The sequence below is a fragment of the Desulfonatronovibrio hydrogenovorans DSM 9292 genome, assembly GCF_000686525.1.
Taxonomy (GTDB): Bacteria; Desulfobacterota; Desulfovibrionia; order Desulfovibrionales; family Desulfonatronovibrionaceae; genus Desulfonatronovibrio; species Desulfonatronovibrio hydrogenovorans.
The window spans coordinates 207,552-226,960 of record NZ_JMKT01000009.1 but is presented as its reverse complement, the minus strand read 5'-3'; the positions used below and the strand labels follow the sequence as shown (position 1 = coordinate 226,960).

General features: G+C 47.6%; 21 protein-coding genes. 10 read left to right on the top strand and 11 right to left on the bottom strand.

From position 1 onward, the window contains the following. Nucleotides 1-52 precede the first annotated feature (52 nt). The 9 genes from P771_RS0106365 (at nt 53) to P771_RS0106325 (ending at nt 7,549) form a co-directional block, all read left to right on the top strand. Nucleotides 53-721: a metallophosphoesterase gene (locus tag P771_RS0106365; protein WP_028574489.1), complete on the top strand. Its 669-nt coding sequence runs from the start codon at nt 53-55 to the stop codon at nt 719-721. Further along, nucleotides 718-1,482: an exodeoxyribonuclease III gene (locus P771_RS0106360; RefSeq protein ID WP_028574488.1), complete on the top strand. Its 765-nt coding sequence runs from the start codon at nt 718-720 to the stop codon at nt 1,480-1,482. Before P771_RS0106365 ends, P771_RS0106360 begins: the two co-directional genes overlap by 4 nt. 71 nt (nt 1,483-1,553) lie before the next feature. Then, nucleotides 1,554-2,204, top strand: coding sequence for a succinate dehydrogenase/fumarate reductase transmembrane subunit (locus P771_RS0106355; RefSeq protein WP_028574487.1), 651 nt, complete (start codon nt 1,554-1,556; stop codon nt 2,202-2,204). 15 nt (nt 2,205-2,219) lie between these two features. Further along, a complete protein-coding gene (locus tag P771_RS0106350; protein WP_028574486.1) occupies nt 2,220-4,049 on the top strand; it encodes a fumarate reductase flavoprotein subunit in 1,830 nt (609 codons plus the stop codon). Between the two features lies 1 nt (nt 4,050). Next, nucleotides 4,051-4,794: a fumarate reductase iron-sulfur subunit gene (locus P771_RS0106345; RefSeq protein ID WP_028574485.1), complete on the top strand. Its 744-nt coding sequence runs from the start codon at nt 4,051-4,053 to the stop codon at nt 4,792-4,794. Between the two features lie 143 nt (nt 4,795-4,937). After that, on the top strand, nt 4,938-5,774 hold the full coding sequence (locus tag P771_RS0106340; RefSeq protein ID WP_028574484.1) for a fumarate hydratase: 837 nt from the start codon (nt 4,938-4,940) through the stop codon (nt 5,772-5,774). Then, on the top strand, nt 5,774-6,319 hold the full coding sequence (locus P771_RS0106335) for a Fe-S-containing hydro-lyase (protein ID WP_028574483.1): 546 nt from the start codon (nt 5,774-5,776) through the stop codon (nt 6,317-6,319). The genes P771_RS0106340 and P771_RS0106335 overlap by 1 nt, the downstream gene beginning before the upstream one ends. Nucleotides 6,320-6,465: 146 nt before the next feature. Further along, a complete protein-coding gene (gene rbp / locus P771_RS0106330) occupies nt 6,466-6,720 on the top strand; it encodes an RNA-binding regulator (RefSeq protein WP_028574482.1) in 255 nt (84 codons plus the stop codon). Nucleotides 6,721-6,913: 193 nt separating this feature from the next. Then, nucleotides 6,914-7,549 carry a DUF3334 family protein gene (locus P771_RS0106325; protein ID WP_028574481.1) on the top strand — a complete coding sequence of 212 codons (636 nt, stop codon included), beginning with the start codon at nt 6,914-6,916 and terminating at the stop codon, nt 7,547-7,549. Nucleotides 7,550-7,551: 2 nt separating this feature from the next. Here P771_RS0106325 and P771_RS0106320 read toward each other — a convergent pair whose 3' ends face one another. From P771_RS0106320 to P771_RS0106270, 11 genes are all read right to left on the bottom strand, one after another. After that, nucleotides 7,552-8,826: a DUF401 family protein gene (locus P771_RS0106320; RefSeq protein WP_028574480.1), complete on the bottom strand. Its 1,275-nt coding sequence runs from the start codon at nt 8,824-8,826 to the stop codon at nt 7,552-7,554. A gap of 72 nt (nt 8,827-8,898) precedes the next feature. Then, a complete protein-coding gene (locus P771_RS0106315; RefSeq protein ID WP_028574479.1) occupies nt 8,899-9,483 on the bottom strand; it encodes a TetR/AcrR family transcriptional regulator in 585 nt (194 codons plus the stop codon). A gap of 77 nt (nt 9,484-9,560) precedes the next feature. Beyond that, nucleotides 9,561-10,865, bottom strand: coding sequence for a signal recognition particle-docking protein FtsY (gene ftsY, locus P771_RS0106310; RefSeq protein WP_028574478.1), 1,305 nt, complete (start codon nt 10,863-10,865; stop codon nt 9,561-9,563). A 21-nt stretch (nt 10,866-10,886) separates the two neighbouring features. Beyond that, the gene (locus tag P771_RS0106305; protein WP_028574477.1) at nt 10,887-11,570 is read right to left on the bottom strand and encodes a Smr/MutS family protein; all 684 of its coding nucleotides are present in this window, start codon (nt 11,568-11,570) and stop codon (nt 10,887-10,889) included. Nucleotides 11,571-11,662: 92 nt separating this feature from the next. Continuing rightward, nucleotides 11,663-11,995, bottom strand: coding sequence for a ferredoxin-thioredoxin reductase catalytic domain-containing protein (locus tag P771_RS0106300; protein WP_028574476.1), 333 nt, complete (start codon nt 11,993-11,995; stop codon nt 11,663-11,665). Beyond that, nucleotides 11,995-12,246 (bottom strand): glutaredoxin family protein, encoded by a 252-nt coding sequence (locus tag P771_RS0106295; protein WP_028574475.1) that lies wholly within the window; start codon nt 12,244-12,246, stop codon nt 11,995-11,997. Before P771_RS0106295 ends, P771_RS0106300 begins: the two co-directional genes overlap by 1 nt. 172 nt (nt 12,247-12,418) lie before the next feature. Next, on the bottom strand, nt 12,419-13,081 hold the full coding sequence (locus P771_RS0106290) for a CBS and ACT domain-containing protein (RefSeq protein WP_028574474.1): 663 nt from the start codon (nt 13,079-13,081) through the stop codon (nt 12,419-12,421). 180 nt (nt 13,082-13,261) lie between these two features. Continuing rightward, nucleotides 13,262-15,037, bottom strand: coding sequence for a sodium:solute symporter family protein (locus tag P771_RS0106285; protein ID WP_028574473.1), 1,776 nt, complete (start codon nt 15,035-15,037; stop codon nt 13,262-13,264). Between the two features lie 38 nt (nt 15,038-15,075). Continuing rightward, nucleotides 15,076-15,330, bottom strand: coding sequence for a DUF4212 domain-containing protein (locus P771_RS0106280; protein WP_028574472.1), 255 nt, complete (start codon nt 15,328-15,330; stop codon nt 15,076-15,078). 41 nt (nt 15,331-15,371) lie between these two features. Then, the gene (locus tag P771_RS0106275) at nt 15,372-16,118 is read right to left on the bottom strand and encodes a 3'-5' exonuclease (protein ID WP_244147297.1); all 747 of its coding nucleotides are present in this window, start codon (nt 16,116-16,118) and stop codon (nt 15,372-15,374) included. Between the two features lie 2 nt (nt 16,119-16,120). Then, nucleotides 16,121-18,067 carry a DUF294 nucleotidyltransferase-like domain-containing protein gene (locus P771_RS0106270; RefSeq protein ID WP_244147296.1) on the bottom strand — a complete coding sequence of 649 codons (1,947 nt, stop codon included), beginning with the start codon at nt 18,065-18,067 and terminating at the stop codon, nt 16,121-16,123. Nucleotides 18,068-18,253: 186 nt separating this feature from the next. On the opposite strand from P771_RS0106270, the gene larC reads away from it, so the two are divergent. Then, nucleotides 18,254-19,405 (top strand): nickel pincer cofactor biosynthesis protein LarC, encoded by a 1,152-nt coding sequence (gene larC, locus P771_RS0106265; protein ID WP_028574469.1) that lies wholly within the window; start codon nt 18,254-18,256, stop codon nt 19,403-19,405. Nucleotides 19,406-19,409: the final 4 nt, after the last annotated feature.

Below are 19,409 nucleotides of genomic sequence, written 5' to 3'. Positions count from 1 at the left end.
GCAGTAGATCGCAAGCAACACACTAATCCATTTTAGGATCAGGTTTTTCAACATGTTTGAACTCTTTTGGATAGCCTTTGGCGATGTGCATGAGCGGCTGAAGAATATCCATAAAATTGATGATATTTCCATGGCCTCGGGTATACTCATGTCCGGAGATTTGACCAATGTGGGCAACCTTGGAAAGGTTTCCAGGCTGATGGAAGAAGTTAAAAAACTGAATCCCAACGTCTATGCCCAGATAGGGAATATGGATACCCGGGAAGTGGAAGAATATCTCGACCAGACAGGGATGAACATTCATGCCAGGGTCATCCCCATGGTCGGCGGCGTACATCTCACCGGCCTTGGATACTCAACTCCAACCCCTTTTTCCACGCCGTCAGAAGTGGAAGAAGAACAACTCAAATTGTGGCTGGACAGCGTTGAAGACCAGGCCATGGAGCCAAAACATCTCATCTTTCTGACCCACACCCCCCCGTACAGGACCAAGGCTGATCTTCTGAAATCAGGCAGCAATGTGGGCAGCAGGGCTGTAAGAGAGTTTATTGAAAAAGTTCAGCCAGGAGTCTGCGTAACCGGGCATATCCATGAAGCCCGGTCTGTGGATCGCATTGGTAAAACCCTGATCATCAACCCTGGTCCCTTGTCATCCGGGGGATATGTCCGGATTTCTTTTAGTGGCTCTGAACTGGACGCCCAGTTGAGAATGGTCCAATGATAATTCATTCCTGGAATGTCAACGGCTTTCGCGCGGTGGTCGGCAAGGGCTTCTGGGATTGGTTCCAGCAGTCTGACTCGGATGTTGTCTGTCTGCAGGAGACCAAGGCCAGACTTGACCAGCTTGAGGAGCGGGATAGATCCATACCCGGTTATGACATGGCCTGGAATCCTTCCAGGGCTAAACAGGGGTATTCCGGGGTAGCTTCTTTTTTCAGGGTTAAACCCCTTAAGATCTCCACAGGTTTGCCTGAAGATAGATTTCAGGGTGAAGGCAGATTGATCTGCATGGAATATGAAGATTTTCATCTGCTCAATGTTTACTTTCCCAACGGCCAGATGAATGAAGAACGCCTCAAGTTCAAACTGGATTATTATGATTCATTTCTAAATTATGCTGAAGAGCTGAGGAAATCAAAGCCCATAGTGGTTTGCGGGGATTTTAATACTGCCCACAAGGAAATCGACCTGAAAAACCCCAAGGCCAACCAGGACCGCTCCGGCTTTTTGCCCATTGAAAGGCAGTGGCTGGATAGGTTTATCAGCCACGGTTATGTGGATACCTTCAGGATGTTCAACCAGGAGCCGGACCAGTATACTTGGTGGACCTACAGATTTGGAGCCAGATCCAGAAACGCTGGCTGGCGGATTGATTATTTTTTTGTGTCCGAGGAATTGAAGAGCAAGGTTCTCCGATCCTGGATTGAGCCGGGAGTGAAGGGTTCAGACCATTGTCCCATTGGACTGGAACTGGAAATGTAAAGTGTGTTGTTATCACAGCTATAAAGCTGTCCAGCAAAAATTATTTTTTCAGAAATATAACAGGAGGAAGTATGCGTATTGACAGTACAGTGTATGTGCCTGCCGTTACCAGGCAGGCCGCTTATCTGGACTGGCTGCAGATGTTTACAGGGCTTTGTCTGATATCGTTCATGTATCTGCATGCCCTTTTTGTAGCCAGTATTATCTTTGGAACCGGAGCCTTTAATGCGCTGGCCAATTTCTTTGAAGACTATTACCTGGCTCAGGTAGGTGGACCTTTGATCGTATTGATCTTTTTCGCCCATTTTATTCTTGCGGCCAGAAAGATTCCCTTCAGATCGGAACAGCAGAAGAAACTCTGGTTTCAAAGCAAGATGCTGGCTCACAGGGATACCTGGATGTGGGTGGTCCAGGTAGTGTCTGCCATGATCATCCTGATCATGGGGGCGATTCATATGTGGGTAGTCCTGACGGATCTGCCTATCACTGCTGACAAAAGTGCCGCCAGGATTCAAAGCGGATTCTGGCTGACCTTTTACCTGATTCTTCTGCCCATGGTTGAGCTGCATGTGGGAGTAGGCTGGTACAGGCTGGGGGTCAAATGGGGATTCATCAAGAGCCAGGCCAGGAAAAAAGTTAAAAAATTCGAATACTATATTACCGGCTTCTTTATTTTCCTTGGCCTGATCACCCTTATTCGATTTCTTTTCGTTAAAATATAAATCCGGAGTGCATTCATGCAGATAATTTATACTGATTTACTATGTATTGGATCGGGCCTGGCCGGAGAAAGGGTGGCCATTGAAGCTGCTCAAGCCGGATTTGAGGCCATCTGTTTAAGTCTTGTCCCTCCCAGGCGTTCCCATTCTTCAGCTGCTCAGGGCGGTATGCAGGCTTCCCTTGGAAACTGCATCAAAGGCGAAGGAGACTGTCCTGATGTCCATTTCCAGGACACTGTCAAGGGTTCTGACTGGGGTTGCGACCAGGAAGTAGTCAGGATGTTTGCTGATAACGCTCCCCTGGCCATTCGCCAGATGGCTTACTGGGGAGTGCCCTGGAACAGGGTGGTGCCTGGCAAATCCAGTTACTATAAGGGCGGAGAAAAACTGGAAAAGGAAGAGAAAAAAGACCGGGAGGGCTTGATCACGGCCAGGGATTTCGGCGGCACAGCCAAGTGGCGGGCCTGTTACTGTTCCGATGGAACCGGCCATGCCATGCTTTACACCCTGGACAATGTTGCGGTGCAGAGTGGGGTCAAGGTACATGACCGCACAGAAGCCATCAGTCTGATCCATGACGGGGAAAAATGCCTGGGTGCTGTTGTCAGATGCCTTAAAACAGGTGAACTCAGGGCCTATCTGGCCAAAGCAACTCTCATCGCCACCGGCGGTTTCGGACGGATTTACCGGGCTTCGACCAATGCAGTCATCAATGACGGGGGCGGACTGATCATTGCTCTGGATACTGGTGTGGTTCCTCTGGGCAACATGGAAGCAGTCCAGTTTCACCCCACCGGGATCGTGCCTACGGACATTCTAGTCACAGAAGGCTGTCGCGGAGACGGAGGCACCCTCCTGGATGTCAACCTTGAACGGTTCATGCATGTATATGAACCGGAAAAGGCAGAATTGGCCTCCAGAGACGTGGTTTCCAGACGCATGACCGAACACATCAGAAAAGGCCTGGGGGTCAAGAGTTCTTATGGAGAACACCTCTGGCTGGATATCCGTCATCTTGGCAAACAGCACATCACCACCAAGCTCAGGGAGGTTTATGAAATATGCAAAAACTTCCTGGGTATTGACCCCATAACCGAACTCATTCCGGTCAGACCCACCCAGCACTACAGTATGGGCGGTGTTCGGACAAATAAGGATGGAGCTGCTTATGGGCTGAAAGGGCTTTTCTCGGCCGGAGAAGCTTCCTGCTGGGACATGCATGGCTTTAACCGCCTGGGTGGAAACTCCCTGGCTGAAACCGTGGTGGCCGGCATGATTGTCGGAGAGAAAATAGTTGAATTCCTCAAAGGTTACGAGACCGGTTTTGACACTAAAGTTGTTAATTCAGCCCTGAGAAAACAGCAGGAGAGAATGGCAGACCTGGTTTCAGGAGACGGAAAAGAGGGTGTTTTTGAGGTCAGGGATGCCATGCAGGATGTATTAATGGATTATGTCGGCATCTTCCGGAACGAAAAGGATCTGGCCCTGGCTGTGGACAAACTCAAAGAGATCCATAAACGGGCAGGCAACCTCAAGCTTAAATCCAATGGAACAGGCGCCAACCCGGAAATGGCTCTGGCTCTGCGTCTGCCTGGAATGGTCAGGCTTGCCCTGTGCGTTGCTTACGGGGCTTTGGAAAGAAAAGAAAGCCGTGGTTCACATGCCAGAGAAGACTTTCCTGAACGCAATGACAGGGACTGGCTGGTCCGGACCCTGGCCTACTGGAAAGAGGGCGAAGATTTGCCCGAGCTCAAGTATGAACCAGCAACCAAAGTTGTTGAACTGCCTCCTGGAGACCGGGGATACGGTGGAGGAAAGATAATCAGCGCTGAAACAAAAGAGGCATAACATGGCAAGAAAGTTAATCTTCAATATATTTCGATATAATCCCATGGACCCTTCATCCAAGCCAGAGATGAAGAAATTCAAACTGGAAGAAACTGAGAATCTGAACCTGTTTGTAGCATTGAACAAGATCAGGGAAGAACAGGACCCTTCACTGCAGTTTGATTTCTGTTGCCGGGCCGGTATCTGCGGAGCCTGCGCAATGGTCATCAATGGTCGTCCCGGCCTGGCCTGTCATACCAAGGCCAAAGATCTCCCGGCTGACATTACCCTCATGCCCCTGCCTGGATTCAAGCTGGTTGGGGATCTGTCCGTGGACACCGGAACTTGGTTTAGATCCATGAATGAAAAAGTCAGGTCCTGGATTCATACGGATGGGGAATTTGATCCCAATGCTGAAGAAGAGCGCATGGACAACAGTGTGGCTGAGCAGATATATGAGCTGGAACGGTGCATTGAATGCGGATGCTGCGTTGGGGCCTGCGCCACTGCCCAGATGCGTGAGGATTTCCTGGGAGCTGTTGCTTTGAACCGCATCGCCAGATTCATCATTGACCCCAGGGACAAGAGGCAGGAAAAGGACTACTTTGAAGTGGTGGGTACTGATCAGGGCATATTCGGCTGCATGGGGCTTCTGGGTTGCGAAGATGTCTGTCCCAAACACTTGCCTTTGCAAGATCAGCTGGCCTTTGTCCGGCGCAGGATGGGAATGTACGCCCTGAAAAAAATAATTCCCTGGAAAAATTGAAGCCTGTCACAGGCTATCCTGTCTCCTAAAGGTCTGAGGGTGGGGATTGTTCCGGGCAGGTTCAGGGCAAAATTGTAACCTGCCCGGTTATTTTATGGCCCCACATAATTATTAACCAGCAATAATTAACAACAGGAAAACGCATGCGAACCATTAATGCCGGTGCAATAACCGATGTTGTGGCCAAAATCTGTTTGGAGGCTAATATCAAAGCTCCGGACGATGTATTACAGGCCTTTAAAAAGTCCCAGGAAACAGAGACCAGTCCTGCCGGGCTGGAGATCCTGAATCAGCTTCTGGAAAACGTGAAGCTGGCCGGTGAAACCGGATTGCCTTTGTGTCAGGATACTGGTCTGGCAGTTTTTTTTGTGGAACTGGGCACAGACTGCCGGGTGGAGGGTGACCTTTATCAAGCCATAAATGATGGTGTCAGGCAGGGTTATGAAAAAGGCTATCTGCGAAAATCTGTCTGCCATCCCCTGACCAGGAAAAATACCGGAGACAATACCCCGGCCATCATCCACCTTGACCTGGTTCCTGGAGATAAAATCAGGATAAAGTTCATGGCCAAGGGTGGCGGCAGTGAGAACATGTCCAGGGCGACCATGCTAACTCCGGCCCAGGGTTGGGAAGGAATCAAAAAGTTCGTGGTCAACAGGGTGGCTGAAGCAGGTCCCAATCCCTGTCCCCCGACCATAGTTGGTGTGGGTATTGGCGGGACTTTTGACCATGCTCCCATCCTGGCCAAAAAAGCTCTTTTCCGGCCCCTGGATCAAAAGCATTCCGATCCGGAAATTGCGGCCATGGAGGATGAACTTTTTGCAGCCATTAATGACCTTGGCATCGGCCCCATGGGCATGGGTGGGAACACCACCAGTCTGGGGGTCAAGATTGAGATGGCTCCATGCCATATTGCCAGTCTGCCCCTGGCCGTGAATATCCAATGCCATAGTGCAAGGCATAAGGAGGTGGTAATATAATGTCTGAACCCATAAGACTTTCAACTCCCCTTAAGGATGAAGATATTGCCGGTCTCAAGACCGGCGACAAGGTATTGCTGTCCGGCAAGATATACACAGCAAGGGATGCAGCCCATAAAAGGCTTCTGGCAGATATTGATGCAGGCCAGAAACCCCCATTTGAACTTGAAGGGGCTGTGATCTACTATGTTGGCCCATCCCCAGCGCCTCCGGGCAGACCTATTGGATCAGCCGGACCAACCACCAGCTACCGCATGGATACATACGCTCCAAGACTCCATTCCATGGGGGTCAAGGCCAGCATCGGCAAGGGCAAAAGGGGTGATACGGTCAAGGATGCTTTGCAGGAATTCAAAGGTGTTTACTTTGGGGCAACCGGTGGAGCCGGAGCATTGCTATCTCAGAGGATCACCAGTGCCAGAATCCTGGCCTATGAAGACTTAGGCCCTGAAGCCATCCGGGAGCTGGAAGTAAAGGATTTTCCATTACTGGTTGTTAACGATTCTTTTGGAGGAGAGCTCTACGTTAAGCCCAGAATAAAATAATTGGCTGATTATTGATAAAATAGCTTGCTTTTATAAAAATAATAGATATGGTTGATTCTTTGTCTTTCACCAGTGATTGTACAAGGGGAAAATGGATAAACCCTTGCTGGTGATTTTGTTTTTAATTTTTTAGGAGTTTTTAGTTTATGACCAATCTGTACGTCGGCAACATTTCATGGAACACAACAGAGGCCCAGCTTAGCGATCTTTTTTCTACCTATGGTCAGGTTCTCTCGGCCAAGATCATTGAGGACCGTGAAACAGGAAGATCTCGCGGCTTCGGTTTTGTGGAAATGGAATCAGGTGCTGAAAAGGCAGTCGAATCTTTGAATGGTTACGACCTTGACGGCCGCAACCTTAAAGTCAACGTAGCCAAGCCCAGAAGGGAATCCAGCTATTAATAAGCCATAGCTTATCAGACTTGTATCAAAAGCCCATTTTGCCAGCTGGCAAAATGGGCTTTTGTAATTAAAACAGAAGGTCCAGAGAACAGCCCAAAATTTGATTGCCGGCTGGACTTGATGGTATAATCGTATTTCATTATGATTTTGTCAGGAAAGAGTTAAAATAATTTCAGGTAAAAAGGAGTGCTGGATGGCCAAAAAGAAACTAACCAAAAGTACTGATGAAATTCTGACCATACTTTGCCAGGGAATCAAAGAAACCCTGGAAACTACAACCGGCTCCCAGATTTATTATTCTCCGACCTTTATTAAAACCAATAAAACCTGCCTACGTCCGGATATCGGCTGTTTTGTCCTTTTTGAGGGAGGATTTTCTGGTCTGGTGGCCATGAACTTTTCTGCTGAGGCTGCTCTGGAAATTTACACAAAATATAACCTTAACATGGGAATGCCTAAAGAAGATCTGGCCAGACACCACACCTCCAATGAAGTCGCTGACGCCATGGGTGAACTGATGAATCAGTGCATAGGCAAATTCAGACAGCTCTTGAAAAATGCCGTAGGTGTTGGAGTCAATCAGACCCAGCCCAAAATGGTTGCCTTGAACCAAGCCATGAAGTTGTCCCTTGAGGCGGATCTTGATCGCCCTCAATTCAGAAGGGTGGAGATGAAGACTCAGGACCATAAATTCTTTTATCTGGAAATAACCCTGGAAAAAGTCGAATTTATTTATCAGGACCCAGCCATGTCCGAGGATTCCATGGGCAATGGATCTGCTGAAAACAATGAGAGTCCGGAAGAATTAATGAAAAAGCTGGGGCTCTAGATTCAGGTCCAGGCCTTTAAAAGAAAAAAATACCCCAACCCTGAAACAAAAAGTAGGGCACAGGGGCGGAAAAGTCTGGGCCAGACTTTGGTGATATTGGTGTGAAAGAATTCGCAGGTCAGCACAAAGCAGATGTGAATAGGAGAAACCATGACTCCGGCCAGACCTGAAAAAAGACCAAGGATTACATAGGGTATATTGCTCTGTATGCCCAGCTGTTCTGCCACACCCAAAAACAAGGGAAAAGTTGATCCCACAAAAGCTATGGTGATGCCGGAAATCATTCCCACCAGCATGGGCAAAAGGGCGGCAGCTGCCAGGAGAGCCCCGGGTCCGGAAATACTTCCAGATATTTCCTTTACAACCCCTCCATGATCCAGGACATTTTTAAAAATAAAAATCACCAGAATCACAAAAACCATCTGCCAGAGATGTTTTTCCCTGAGGTAGCCAAGGGATTGGAAAAGCGACATTTTATTCTGTGCCATGCATATGGCTATAGAGAGAACCAGACCGGCCACCAGGCCGATTTCAGGATCAAAAGATGTCAAAGACCAGACCACTCCTTCCAGACTTAGTGACCCTGCAATGGCCATGATCAGTGGCATTCCCTGATAAAAGGCTTTACCAGCGTTGAAGTCGGGTTTGTCCATCTGTCCTTGCCCTGAGTTCAAGCGCAGCGGAGCAAGATAGAATATCCAGCCGACCAGAAGACAAATTACCAGGCCTGGCCATGTATATCCCAGGAGCTTGACCAGCGGAATTCCGGACAGATAGGCAGCCAGTATTATGCCGGGATAAAGAGGCCAGACAAGTTCCCAAACATGCCTGAACCAGTAGTTGATCAGAATCTTGTCCTGACTGGACAGGTTCTGGTCCTGGGCAACAGCCTTGACCATTGGAGCAGAAAAAACAGCACCTCCAGGCATGGGCAAGAGACCAATTAAGGCCGGGAAAAAGGCCAGCTTGAATTTTGGCCAGGTCAAAAGTCCGGCCAGTTCACTCATGAGTTTTTGGCTTTGTCCGGAGTTCTCCATGATCCGACTGAGAAGCATGATCAGAATGACAATCATGGCCAAAATAATGAACTGAAAATCAAAAACAGCTTGAAAGGCGATGACCGTCAGATCCAGAGGATGAATCTTGAAAAAAAAGGCGGTTGCCAGGCTTCCGGATAAAATGGAAAGACCAATGCCCAGGCCAAATTTAATGCCGGCCAGCATGGTCCCGAAGATGAGAACCACTTTAAAAAGGGGAATCAGTGAACTTGCATCCATACCGCTGGAAACACCCCAGGAAGGTGAATGGTTGCAGGGAGGAAGGCAGACAGAGATTAATCCAGCAGCTTATCAGTCAGCAGCAGTCAGGGCTTTTCTGCAAAAATCAATCGCAGTATACTCGTATGAGGAAGTCTCCTTTTTTCCCAACAGTTTTTTCCGGATAATTCCGTTGAGAAGACATAAAATTACAATCACCAAGTCATCCACAGGTTGAGCATTAAACTCTCCACTGGAATTGCCCTGGTTCAGGCAATCTCTGAGATAGTTAGTAACCAGCTCCTGCTGCTTATACAAAACTTCCTGGCAGATATGACGATCATTTTTGAGCTTGGCTGGACAATTGGCCAGGATCAGTCTGCCGTCATGGGGCCTGTTTTCAGCAATATGAAGATGAAGTCTTATCAGGTTGCTGATTTTGTCGAACTCGGTCTCAGTTTCTTGAGGGAGAGAGCTGATCAGCCTGGCATATTCATCAAAAATTCTTCTGATGATATCGGTAAAAATCTCTTCCTTGCCCTTAAAATGATAGTACAAAAGAGGCTCGGTCACCCCGGATTCTTTGGCGATCTGCAGGGTGGTGGTGTTGTCAAATCCCTGAAGGGCAAACAGCTTTGTTGCTGTGGAAAGTATTTTCTGTTTTTTATTCTTGGCCATTTTTTTCGCCTTTCAAGTTAGTATCCGGTTATGTTATAGTTCAAGTAAAAAATAATATCTTAGTTTCAAACCCATGTCTATCCCAAAAGGGCCTTGGCAAAGCTTTGTCCGTCAAACGGACGCAGATCCTCCATTTTCTCACCCAACCCGATATAAGTTATGGGAATTTGGTGCTGCAGGGCTATGGCGGCAACTACCCCGCCTTTAGCAGTTCCGTCAAGTTTCGTCATGATGATCTCATCGATCCTTACTTCCCTGCCAAACAGCTCGGTCTGGGACAGGGCATTCTGACCTGTAGTGGCATCAAGGACCAGTATGGTTTTGTGTGGAGCCCCTGGACACTTTTTGGCGATGACGTTTTTGATCTTTTTGAGTTCCTGCATAAGATCAACCTTGGTATGCAATCTTCCAGCAGTGTCCACCAGGACCTGATCATATCCTTCGGCCCGGGCTTTATCCATTGCTTCATAGGCCACAGAGGCTGGATCAGATCCACGGTCCTTGGCAAAAAAACCAGCCCCGGTCCTTTTAGACCAGATGGACAACTGTTCAATAGCGGCAGCCCTGAAGGTATCACCAGCCACTATCATAACTTTGCGTCCTTTCATTTTAGATCGATAGGCCAGTTTGGCAATGGTAGTGGTTTTGCCTACCCCATTGACCCCTATAACCAGGATTATCTCTGGAGGGTCAGGAGGAATTCTCTTGGGCGGCACAGGAAAAATCCCGGCCAACTCCTGCATGAAAAGTTCCTTGAACCTGTCTCTGTCCTCAGGGTCCACGCCCCGGACCTGGGGCCTTAGTTTATCCAGCAGTTCTGATGTGGCCTGGTAGCCCACATCAGCCATAATAAGTATTTCTTCCAGCTCTTCCCAGAATGCATCATCAAAGCTGGTGGTGGATGAAAGCAGCATGTCCACTCTATGGGAAAGCTGCTCCTTTGTCTTGGTCAGACCTTGGGAGAGCTTCAGGAAAAGCCTGTCCCGCTCATCCTCCTCATCTTCCAGATCCAGAGCCAGGGCCAGCCTGTATTGAAGCTCAGATTTAAACTCATCAAGGTGGACATAACCCATGTCATCAAGCCAGGCGGAAAAAGAAGCAACAAATTTATCAGCTTCATGTTCGGGAGTCTCAAGGACCTTAAACAGAAAAAGCAGCCTGTCCCAGAGAAGATCTCCCTTTTTATCCACCCCGTCCAAAAGACATTCAAGCCAGATGCTGAGCTTGGGTTCAGCCAGAGAAAGAGAACGTCTAAGCGCACCTTGCCAGTCCGGGTGATCCAGATCAGGGCTTTGTTCCTTTTCAGAATCTAAATGTTTGGCCGGGTCCTGATCCGGCTTTTCAGTCTTCCAGAATTTTTTTATTTTACTGAAAAAACCCATTCCAGCTCCTCCTGAATTATACTAATCAGCTTCCGGATCAACAGTAAACCTTTCCCAGAAAATCTTTCCGCCTGACTTTTTGAAATTACGCAAGAGTACGTAAAGGGCTCCTGTCCCACCGTGTCTGGGCTGGGCAGAACAAAAAGCCAGAACTATTCTCTTTAATGGTTCCCGGGTAAGCCAGCTTTGAACCTCATTTTTAAGGACTGGTGTACCCAGGGGGGAGTTTTTACCTCGACCAGTTATCAACAGCAGACACTTTCTGCTGTTAATATATTGGTCACGCATAAAATTCAAAAGCTGGAGCCTGGCCTGGAGTGCGTTCAAGCCATGAAGGTCCAGATGGGCCTCGATGCTGAGCTTACCAGCCTTGAATTTACGGAGTGTTTTGGAATTTATTCCCTGAGCAACCCCTTGAACATACTCGTCAGAATACTCAACATCAAAAGAAATCTCACCGCTGACAAGCATGTTCAAAATTTCCAGACTGTTGTCCTGCTCAGGCTGGGCAATATTTTGTTCAACAGGAGACAAGGCAACATCACGTCCCCTGCGGTTCAGCGGCTTGACCCCCTGCATGGCCTGAAAAAAAATCCCATCCTCAGTTTGAGGGGGCTTTTCTTTTTTATCTGAAACTACCTTGGAATCCTTGTTTTTTTTGACTCGGGTAATTTTAACTTTTTTCAGGTCCTGCAGAGATTTCATTTCGTAATATCTGGTTCATCAAGGTAAAATCCAGTAGAAACTGTCAAAAAAACTAGCCTGTTCCAGAGAGGTTGAAATAAAGGCCCTGCCCTTTAAATTGGCATTTTGTCTGAAGGCCTGCGCTCAGGAACATACTCATGAGGTATCTCATCTTCATTCCAGGCTCTGGATACATAAAGCCCGCAGTAACAGCTTCCAAACTCCTTCACATCAGCTTCACGGTAGGCACAAGGACAGATTATATCTCTGTCCTGAGCACGGTCTCCTGAAGCCAGACGACATGGGCAGACCATATAGCCGTAACGATTTTTATTTTCCAGAAGACTGGCCATCAATTCCATAGTCATGGAATGATCTTTGTTAAAATAATAGCCTTGGGGTTCCTGGACTTTTTTCAGAGCTTCATAAAGCTTCTGGGGAGTCATTATTGGCAGGCCTCCATGATTTCATCCTTCTTAAGGCCGACAATGACCTTTTTTCCATCAACAACCAGGGTCGGAAAAGAAATTCTGGGATTATACTTTTTGATTTCTTCCACGATTCTCTCTTTTTCTTCACCACTCAACTGATCAACATAAACAAAATCATAATCAATATTATTTTCTTCAAGAAATTTTTTAGTATTCTTACAGTGGATGCAGGTACTCAGGGCGTAAAGGAAAATGTCTTTGGACATGTTGCAACTCCTTTTATCAAGTTAGATTGATTCGGAAATGAAAAATATAGGGACCATTAGACAGTTGTCAAAAAAAATGGCTTCGAGTCTTCATGGTCGGCTGATTAAAAGCACTGCACGACAGGCTCTGGACATCAAACAAAGCTGTCCAGAGCCTTGAACAGGAAGGATGCTATTTGGGATTGTCACGAAGCCAGAAAAGAAGATCGTGTCCGCTGGAAAGTTCGCTCTTCAAGGTATTCTCAGCAGACTTGTCCATATCCTGGATTCTCATGTAAACATGCCTGAAACCTTTTTCAGCCTGATCATGAGAGGTCAGTATGCTGATCACCCTGGCCTGGTGGGATCTCAAGAGGTCAAGGATGGGCTTCAAGGTTCCGGGTTCGCTGGAAAGCTTAAGACCGACCTTGATACCTCCCTGAAAAGCTCCGGTAATATTGACCAAAGCCTTGAAAATATCGGTTTCAGTGATGATGCCAACGACCCGTCCTTCATCAACCACTGGAAGGCCTTCGACTTTTTTTTCAAGCATCCTGATGGCTGCTTTCTCCAGACTGTCATCAATTCCAACAGTAAAGGGACTGGAAGTCATAATATCCTTAATCTTAATCTCTGAAAGCAGATAGTATAATTCATGCACATCCAGAGTGGTAGCTTTGGATGGAGAAGCATCCTTGATGTCCCGGTCGGTGACAATGCCCACCAGACGTCCTGACTCGTCAACAACCGGCAATCTTCTAAAATCATTGTCTTTAAATATTTTGGAGGCCTTAAGCATCGAGGTGTCCTTGGTCACGGTAGTTACATCTCTGCTCATCCAGTCTCTGACCAGCATTATTCAACTCCTCCTTGATTTAACTATTGTCTTGGACCTGTTTTTAACTAACAAACTTATCTGTCTGTTAATCCAAAAAATCCTGCAAATCAACACCGGAAGATTGCTGCAAAAGGCCGCAGCACCTGCCTTTTCCAGTTGCTGCGGCCTTTTGCGCTAATTAAAACAAGCTTAAATGGGCTAATGATCGATAGCTGTCCCTGCACCCCGCGGCGTACGGACACTTTCCACCAGTTCCTGTATTTCCGGCGGAGGCGCTTTGGTGAATTTAGAAACAGACATAGTTACAGCAAAGTTAATAAGCATGCCAATGGTTCCGATACCTTCAGCAGTTATGCCAAAAAACCAGGGATCCACACCCATGAACCTGGTCTGAAGGATGTAAAACATTGTAAATCCTATACCGCTTATCATCCCGGCGATTGCTCCTTCCCTGTTGACCCACTTGGTGAATATGCCCAAAATGATTACCGGAAAAAAGGAAGAAGCAGCCAGGCCAAAGGCAAAGGCCACCACCTGGGCAACAAATCCGGGTGGATTAATTCCAAGGTATCCGGCCATAAGTACTCCGATACCTACCATCACCCTTCCCACCAGCATCCTCTGTTTTTCACTGGCTTGCCGATTTATGATCCGGTAGTAAAGATCATGAGATACCGATGATGAAATTACTATCAACAGCCCTGATGCCGTTGAAAGGGCTGCGGCCAGACCTCCTGCAGCCATAAGTCCGATGATCCAGGGGGAGAGGTTCGCCATTTCCGGACTCGCCAGAACAATAATATCCCGGTCAATGTAAAGTTCATTCTCATTATCCGTTGGACTGTTGGTCACCAGTCTCTGTCCATATTCCCCAACTTCACCCGAAAACTGGGGAGGGCCTTGGAAAGGAGCCCCGTCTCTGTAACGGATTATTCCATCCCCATCCTTGTCATACCAGGCCACAAGCCCGGTCTGTTCCCAATTCTTGAACCAGGAGGGGGCTTCGGCGTAAGACGTGTTATTTACGGAATCAATCATGCTGTACCTGGCAAATGCAGCCAGAGTAGGGGCAGTCGTATACAAAAGGGCAATAAAGAAAAGGGCGTATCCGGCACTCAGCCTGGCAGCCTTGACGCTTGGTACTGTATAAAACCTGATGATAACATGGGGCAGTCCGGCAGTTCCAACCATCAATGCCAGGGTGATGCAGATGACCGAAAGCATGCTCATGTCCCCGGGCCCAAAGGCTGAAGTATATTCTGAAAAGCCGAGATCCTTGTGAATACCGTCCAAGGCCTGGAGAATGTATTTGCCGGCACTCTCTCCCTCGATAATTGTTGAACCGAATCCCAGCTGAGGAACAGGATTACCAGTAATTTTCAGGGAGATGGCAGCAGCACAGATGATAAAGGCAACAATCAATACGCAATACTGAGCCACCTGGGTATAAGTGATGCCTTTCATTCCGCCCAGTGAAGCATAGAAAAAGACAATAGCCATACCTATAACGACTCCGGTATTTACATCCACTTCCAGAAACCGGCTGAAAACTATCCCCACACCTCGCATCTGACCGGCTACATAGGTCAGGGACACAAAAATAGCACAGATAAGGGCTACGACCCGGGCAGTGGAGGAGTAGTATCTGTCTCCGACAAAATCTGGCACTGTGAATTTGCCAAACTTGCGAAGATAAGGAGCAAGCAAAAGGGCCAGGAGCACATAACCTCCGGTCCAGCCCATGAGGTAGACTGCACCACTGTACCCCATGAAAGAGATCAGCCCGGCCATGGATATGAAAGAGGCTGCACTCATCCAGTCTGCGGCAGTGGCCATACCGTTAGCCAGGGGGGGAACGCTTGCTCCAGCAATATAAAACCCTTTTGTTTCCTTAACCCTGGATCTCCAGGCGATAAAAAGGTAAAGCCCGAAAGTTATAATGACCATTATATAGGTCCAAGCTAATATTGACATAAAGTCCCCCTGAAAATCATATGTTATATTGACATGAACTATTTTTCATCAACATCGTATTGACGGTCCAGCCGGTTCATCAAAAAACAATAAACAAAAATCAGAATCACAAACACATAGATGGAGCCCTGCTGGGCGAACCAGAATCCCAGAGGGAATCCACCCATCCAGATGGCGTTCAGGGGCTTGACCAGAATGATTCCGAAACCGTAGGACACTACTGCCCATATGATCAGCAAGATGGTGATCAGCCTAAGATTTTTGGCCCAGTACTCCTGAAAGGACTTTTTCATGATTACCCTCCTCATGAAGTTATATTGTTGAGCCCTTACTTCTAGAACATCCAGCGCCAGTTCCGACCGGCCATATACAGATCCTTCAGCGTCCTGATGCTTCCGTGCTGAAGCTTATGCACCAGATACAGAAACAGGTATGCCGCCTGAATGGCATCGTTCATGGCATTGTGCTCCGGAAAAACGGGCAGTCCATATTCCTTGCTCAATTCTTTCAGATTATATGAAACGCTCAGATTGTAACGGTCATAGTAATTTATCCATTGTTCCTCTCTATAAATCCTGGCCATGCGCATGGTATCCAAACAAGGGTTGTAAAGTATGCCTCCGAGACACTGCTTAAGGGCCTTATTGATGAATGCCATGTCCAGACCAATGTTGTGACCAATAATCATTGAATTACCGCAATAATCCAGAAAATCAGGGAGAATATCTGCGATGGGCGGAGACTTCCTGGCCTGCCCAGGAGTGATTCTGTGAATCAGAGTGCTGAATTTTGGCATATCCTGGTCAGGACAGATATTGGAATAGAAATTGTCCTCCAGGTCGATACGCAGGTTCTTTATCCGAACTGCTCCAATAGACACAATTTCGTCTCTTTTCTGGTCAAGACCGGTCAATTCAGTGTCAAGAACTATGAACTCATACTCCTCCAAAGGAAGGTCCTGGTTGAACCGGTTGAAGTAATCCCTGCTGCCAGCCAGTACCGGATGTTTTGGCTTTGATCTGAGTAACCCCATAGACCACATGGAGTAGAGGTAGTGGACCGGTGATAGTGCTGCTGTCATTGTCAGGCCATGTTCAGCTTGAAGGTTTCTTTTAAAAAGCTCTGCAGGTTGGTTATGACGGAAAAAGCTCCTTTAAGGGTCTGTTTTTCCAGATCACTCAATTCTACAGGGTCGATATAGTTATGTGGGTTTTCGCCGGCTTCCATGAGTTTGAGCTGATTCAGAAAGCGCAATTGCATCTGAAATTCGTATGATTCCCTGGCTTTTAAAAAAAGTTCCTCCGGCAGATGGCCACCCTGTCTCAAAAGCTCCATCCTGCCCATGGTATTGGTTTCATCAATACCGTTTCGAAGGGCCATAATCCTGGCAAAATCCCAAAAAGGAACCAGTCCCCTGGCCTTGAGATCCAGGCGGTTTTTGTGTTCTCCATCCCGGTCAACTATAAAATTCTTGAAAAAACTCAGCGGAGGCTTGGTCCTCAGGCAATCCTGAGCCAGGTACCGTAAAAACCTGTCATTTCCAGCTACAAGGCTGTTCAAATACTGTCTGAGCTTGAATCCTAGCTCCAGATGGCCGTAGGCCGGCCTGAAATCAAAAAATATTGTAGAGTTCAGGACCTCTTCTGGTTCAGGGACACTCACCCATCTTTTAAAATAACCCTTCCAAACCGAAAGGGGTTGATTCCACTTGGGATTTGAGGCCATGTTGCCGCCCTTGCAGACAGGATAACCGCACTTGACCAGATGGTTGATGGCTTCCTGCCCAAACATCTTGAAATATCTGAAAGCAGCCTCTTTTTCCTGGTCATCTTTAGGATCCTGGTAAACAAGGGCGTTGTCCTGATCAGTCCTGAAAGTCTGTTCCTTACGTCCTTCACTGCCGGTAACCAGCCAGCAGAAAGGCACTGGAGGCGGTCCAAGTTCTTCCTGCATCAGGGTCAAAATGCGGTCCAGGATAAGATCGTTAAGCACAGTAATCATTCTGGTTATGTTGTTGGCCTTGGCGCCTTCTTCAATGAGCGGCCTGACCACCAGGGGTACTTTCATGGAAAGTTCATACAGCCTTTCAATGCTGTTCTGGTTCATTATTTCCTTGAACAGATAAACCGGGGACTCACCCTGGAGCACAAGAATATCGTGACTGGTGATGACTCCAATGATCCTGCCCTCATCTTCCACTGCCAGGTGGTGGATCTGTTTACTCATCATGCTTAACAGAGCGTCAAAGCAGACCCGGTTGGCCGGAATGGTCTGGACTGGACTGGTCATGACTTTTTCCACCGAAGTGGAATAGGGCAGGCCCGCAGCCACCACCTTTGACCTTAGATCTTTGTCAGTGATGATCCCGGCGATTTTGCCGAACTCGTCTTTGATGAGCAGTGATCCGATGCCCATGTTGGACATGCGTCTGGCTGCATTTTGAATGGTTTCCACCGGAGTGACTATTTCGGGTTTTTTGCGGATGATATCATTGATCTTGACCGTGAAAAGATAGAGAGCCCCTTCAGTTTTGGGGGTAAGCTTTTCTTTTCTCAGTTCTGAAAAGGATCTTTTGATATAGTTCTCAGAAAAGGCCTTAAGATAATACTGGGAAAACCCGGGATGGGTTTTGAGCAGTTCAAGAAAAGACTGCTTGGTGAAAAGGAAACAAAAAGTGTCTTCAATGGCCTCAACAGTAAGGCTGGCCCTGGCATTGCGGATCACGGCCAGTGCTCCGAAAACTGTTCCTTCCCCCCGGTAGTCCTTTAAAGTAGTCTGTCCGGATTCATCCTGAAGATACAGTTTGACCCCGCCTTTCTGAATGAGATAGACATGCTTGACGTCGGTAACATCCTGGGTGAGTATCCTGGTTCCCTTGGGAAAAAAATCAATGGTGGCGTGCCTGGCCAGGTGCTCCAGGGTGTCCCGGTCAAGTTCGTTGAAGGGAAGGGTTTTTTCCAGGAACTTGGTCACCATGGCGGTATCCAGGGTGAGAACATTCTTTTTTTTTGAAGTGAACATCTTTTGCATGGCCCCGGCTTAAGGTTTTGGCTTATCCAGCAACTAACCAATACGAAGTTAACAAGGGCCTTGCATTTCTTTTTTGGTCAGCGGTCAAAATCCCGAGTTCAACAATCCAGGTTTCAGGCAGCTTCTTTTACAAGGGGTAAAGTGCCACTCAACGAAGATTACGACCGCTTGATGGTGGGAATAAAAATGAAAAAACTGTTTTTGGACCTGTCCTGGGGAATAAGTGGAGACATGTTTATCTCGGCTCTGGCTGATCTTGGAGCTGATTTCTCCGGACTGGAAAGGGCATTTCAGGCCATTGGACTTGATATCAGGATCACGACCACTCCAATAAAAAGAAACGGAATCCTGGGACAATTAACCACTGTTACCTGGACTGGGAACCAGCCTGCCAGGACCTTGAATGAAATCCTGCCCATAATCAGAAAATTAAAGCTGCCCCCTCAGGTAACAGCCAGGTCAGCTTCAGCCTTTGAAAGACTGGCCCGGGTCGAGGCCATGGTTCATGGACAAAAAAAAGAAGATGTCCACTTCCATGAGCTGGGGGCCCTTGACACTCTGGCTGATATAGTGGGCGTGTTTTATGGCCTTGACCTTCTGGATATTCAAGATGTGTCGGCCAGCCCCATGCCCTGGTTCACAGGAAAAATAAAAATTGCCCACGGAGAAATTTCTCTTCCAGCCCCGGCAACAGCCATCCTGATGCAGAACAAGATGATCACACCCTCTGATCACACCAGGGAAATCATCACCCCTACAGGGGCTTTGCTGGTGGACCAGCTGGTTTCAAACTTTGAAAGCGGGTTTAAGGGAAGGTATCTGAAGTCAGGCCTTGGATACGGCAAAGACGATTTCATCTTTAACGGACTGAGGACATTTTTGTGGGAAGATGGATCTGAAAGTGAATTTCAGGAAGACCAGATCTGGGTTCTTGAATCTAACATTGATCATCTGACCGGAGAAGAACTGGGCTGCTTTTTTGACCGGATAATGGAGGCAGGAGCCCTGGACGTTATTTTTCTGCCCGGCATAATGAAAAAAAACAGACCAGGTGGCCAGATGCAGGTTCTGTGCAGCCTTGATGATCTGGAAAAGATCAGGAGTGAATTTTTCAGATCCACCCTGACCCTGGGAATCAGGATATTTCGGACATCAAGGTCCATCCTGCCTAGATGTCAATCCACAGTTCCGATCAGGGAAGGGGATGTCCGGATCAAGGAGACTGCCTTTGAAGGCAGATCATACAAAAGAACGGAAATGGACTCAATGAGAAAAACGGCCGATCGTCAGGGGCTGTCCGTGGTTCAGCTCAGACTTGGCTCCCCGGAAAAAGAATAAAAAA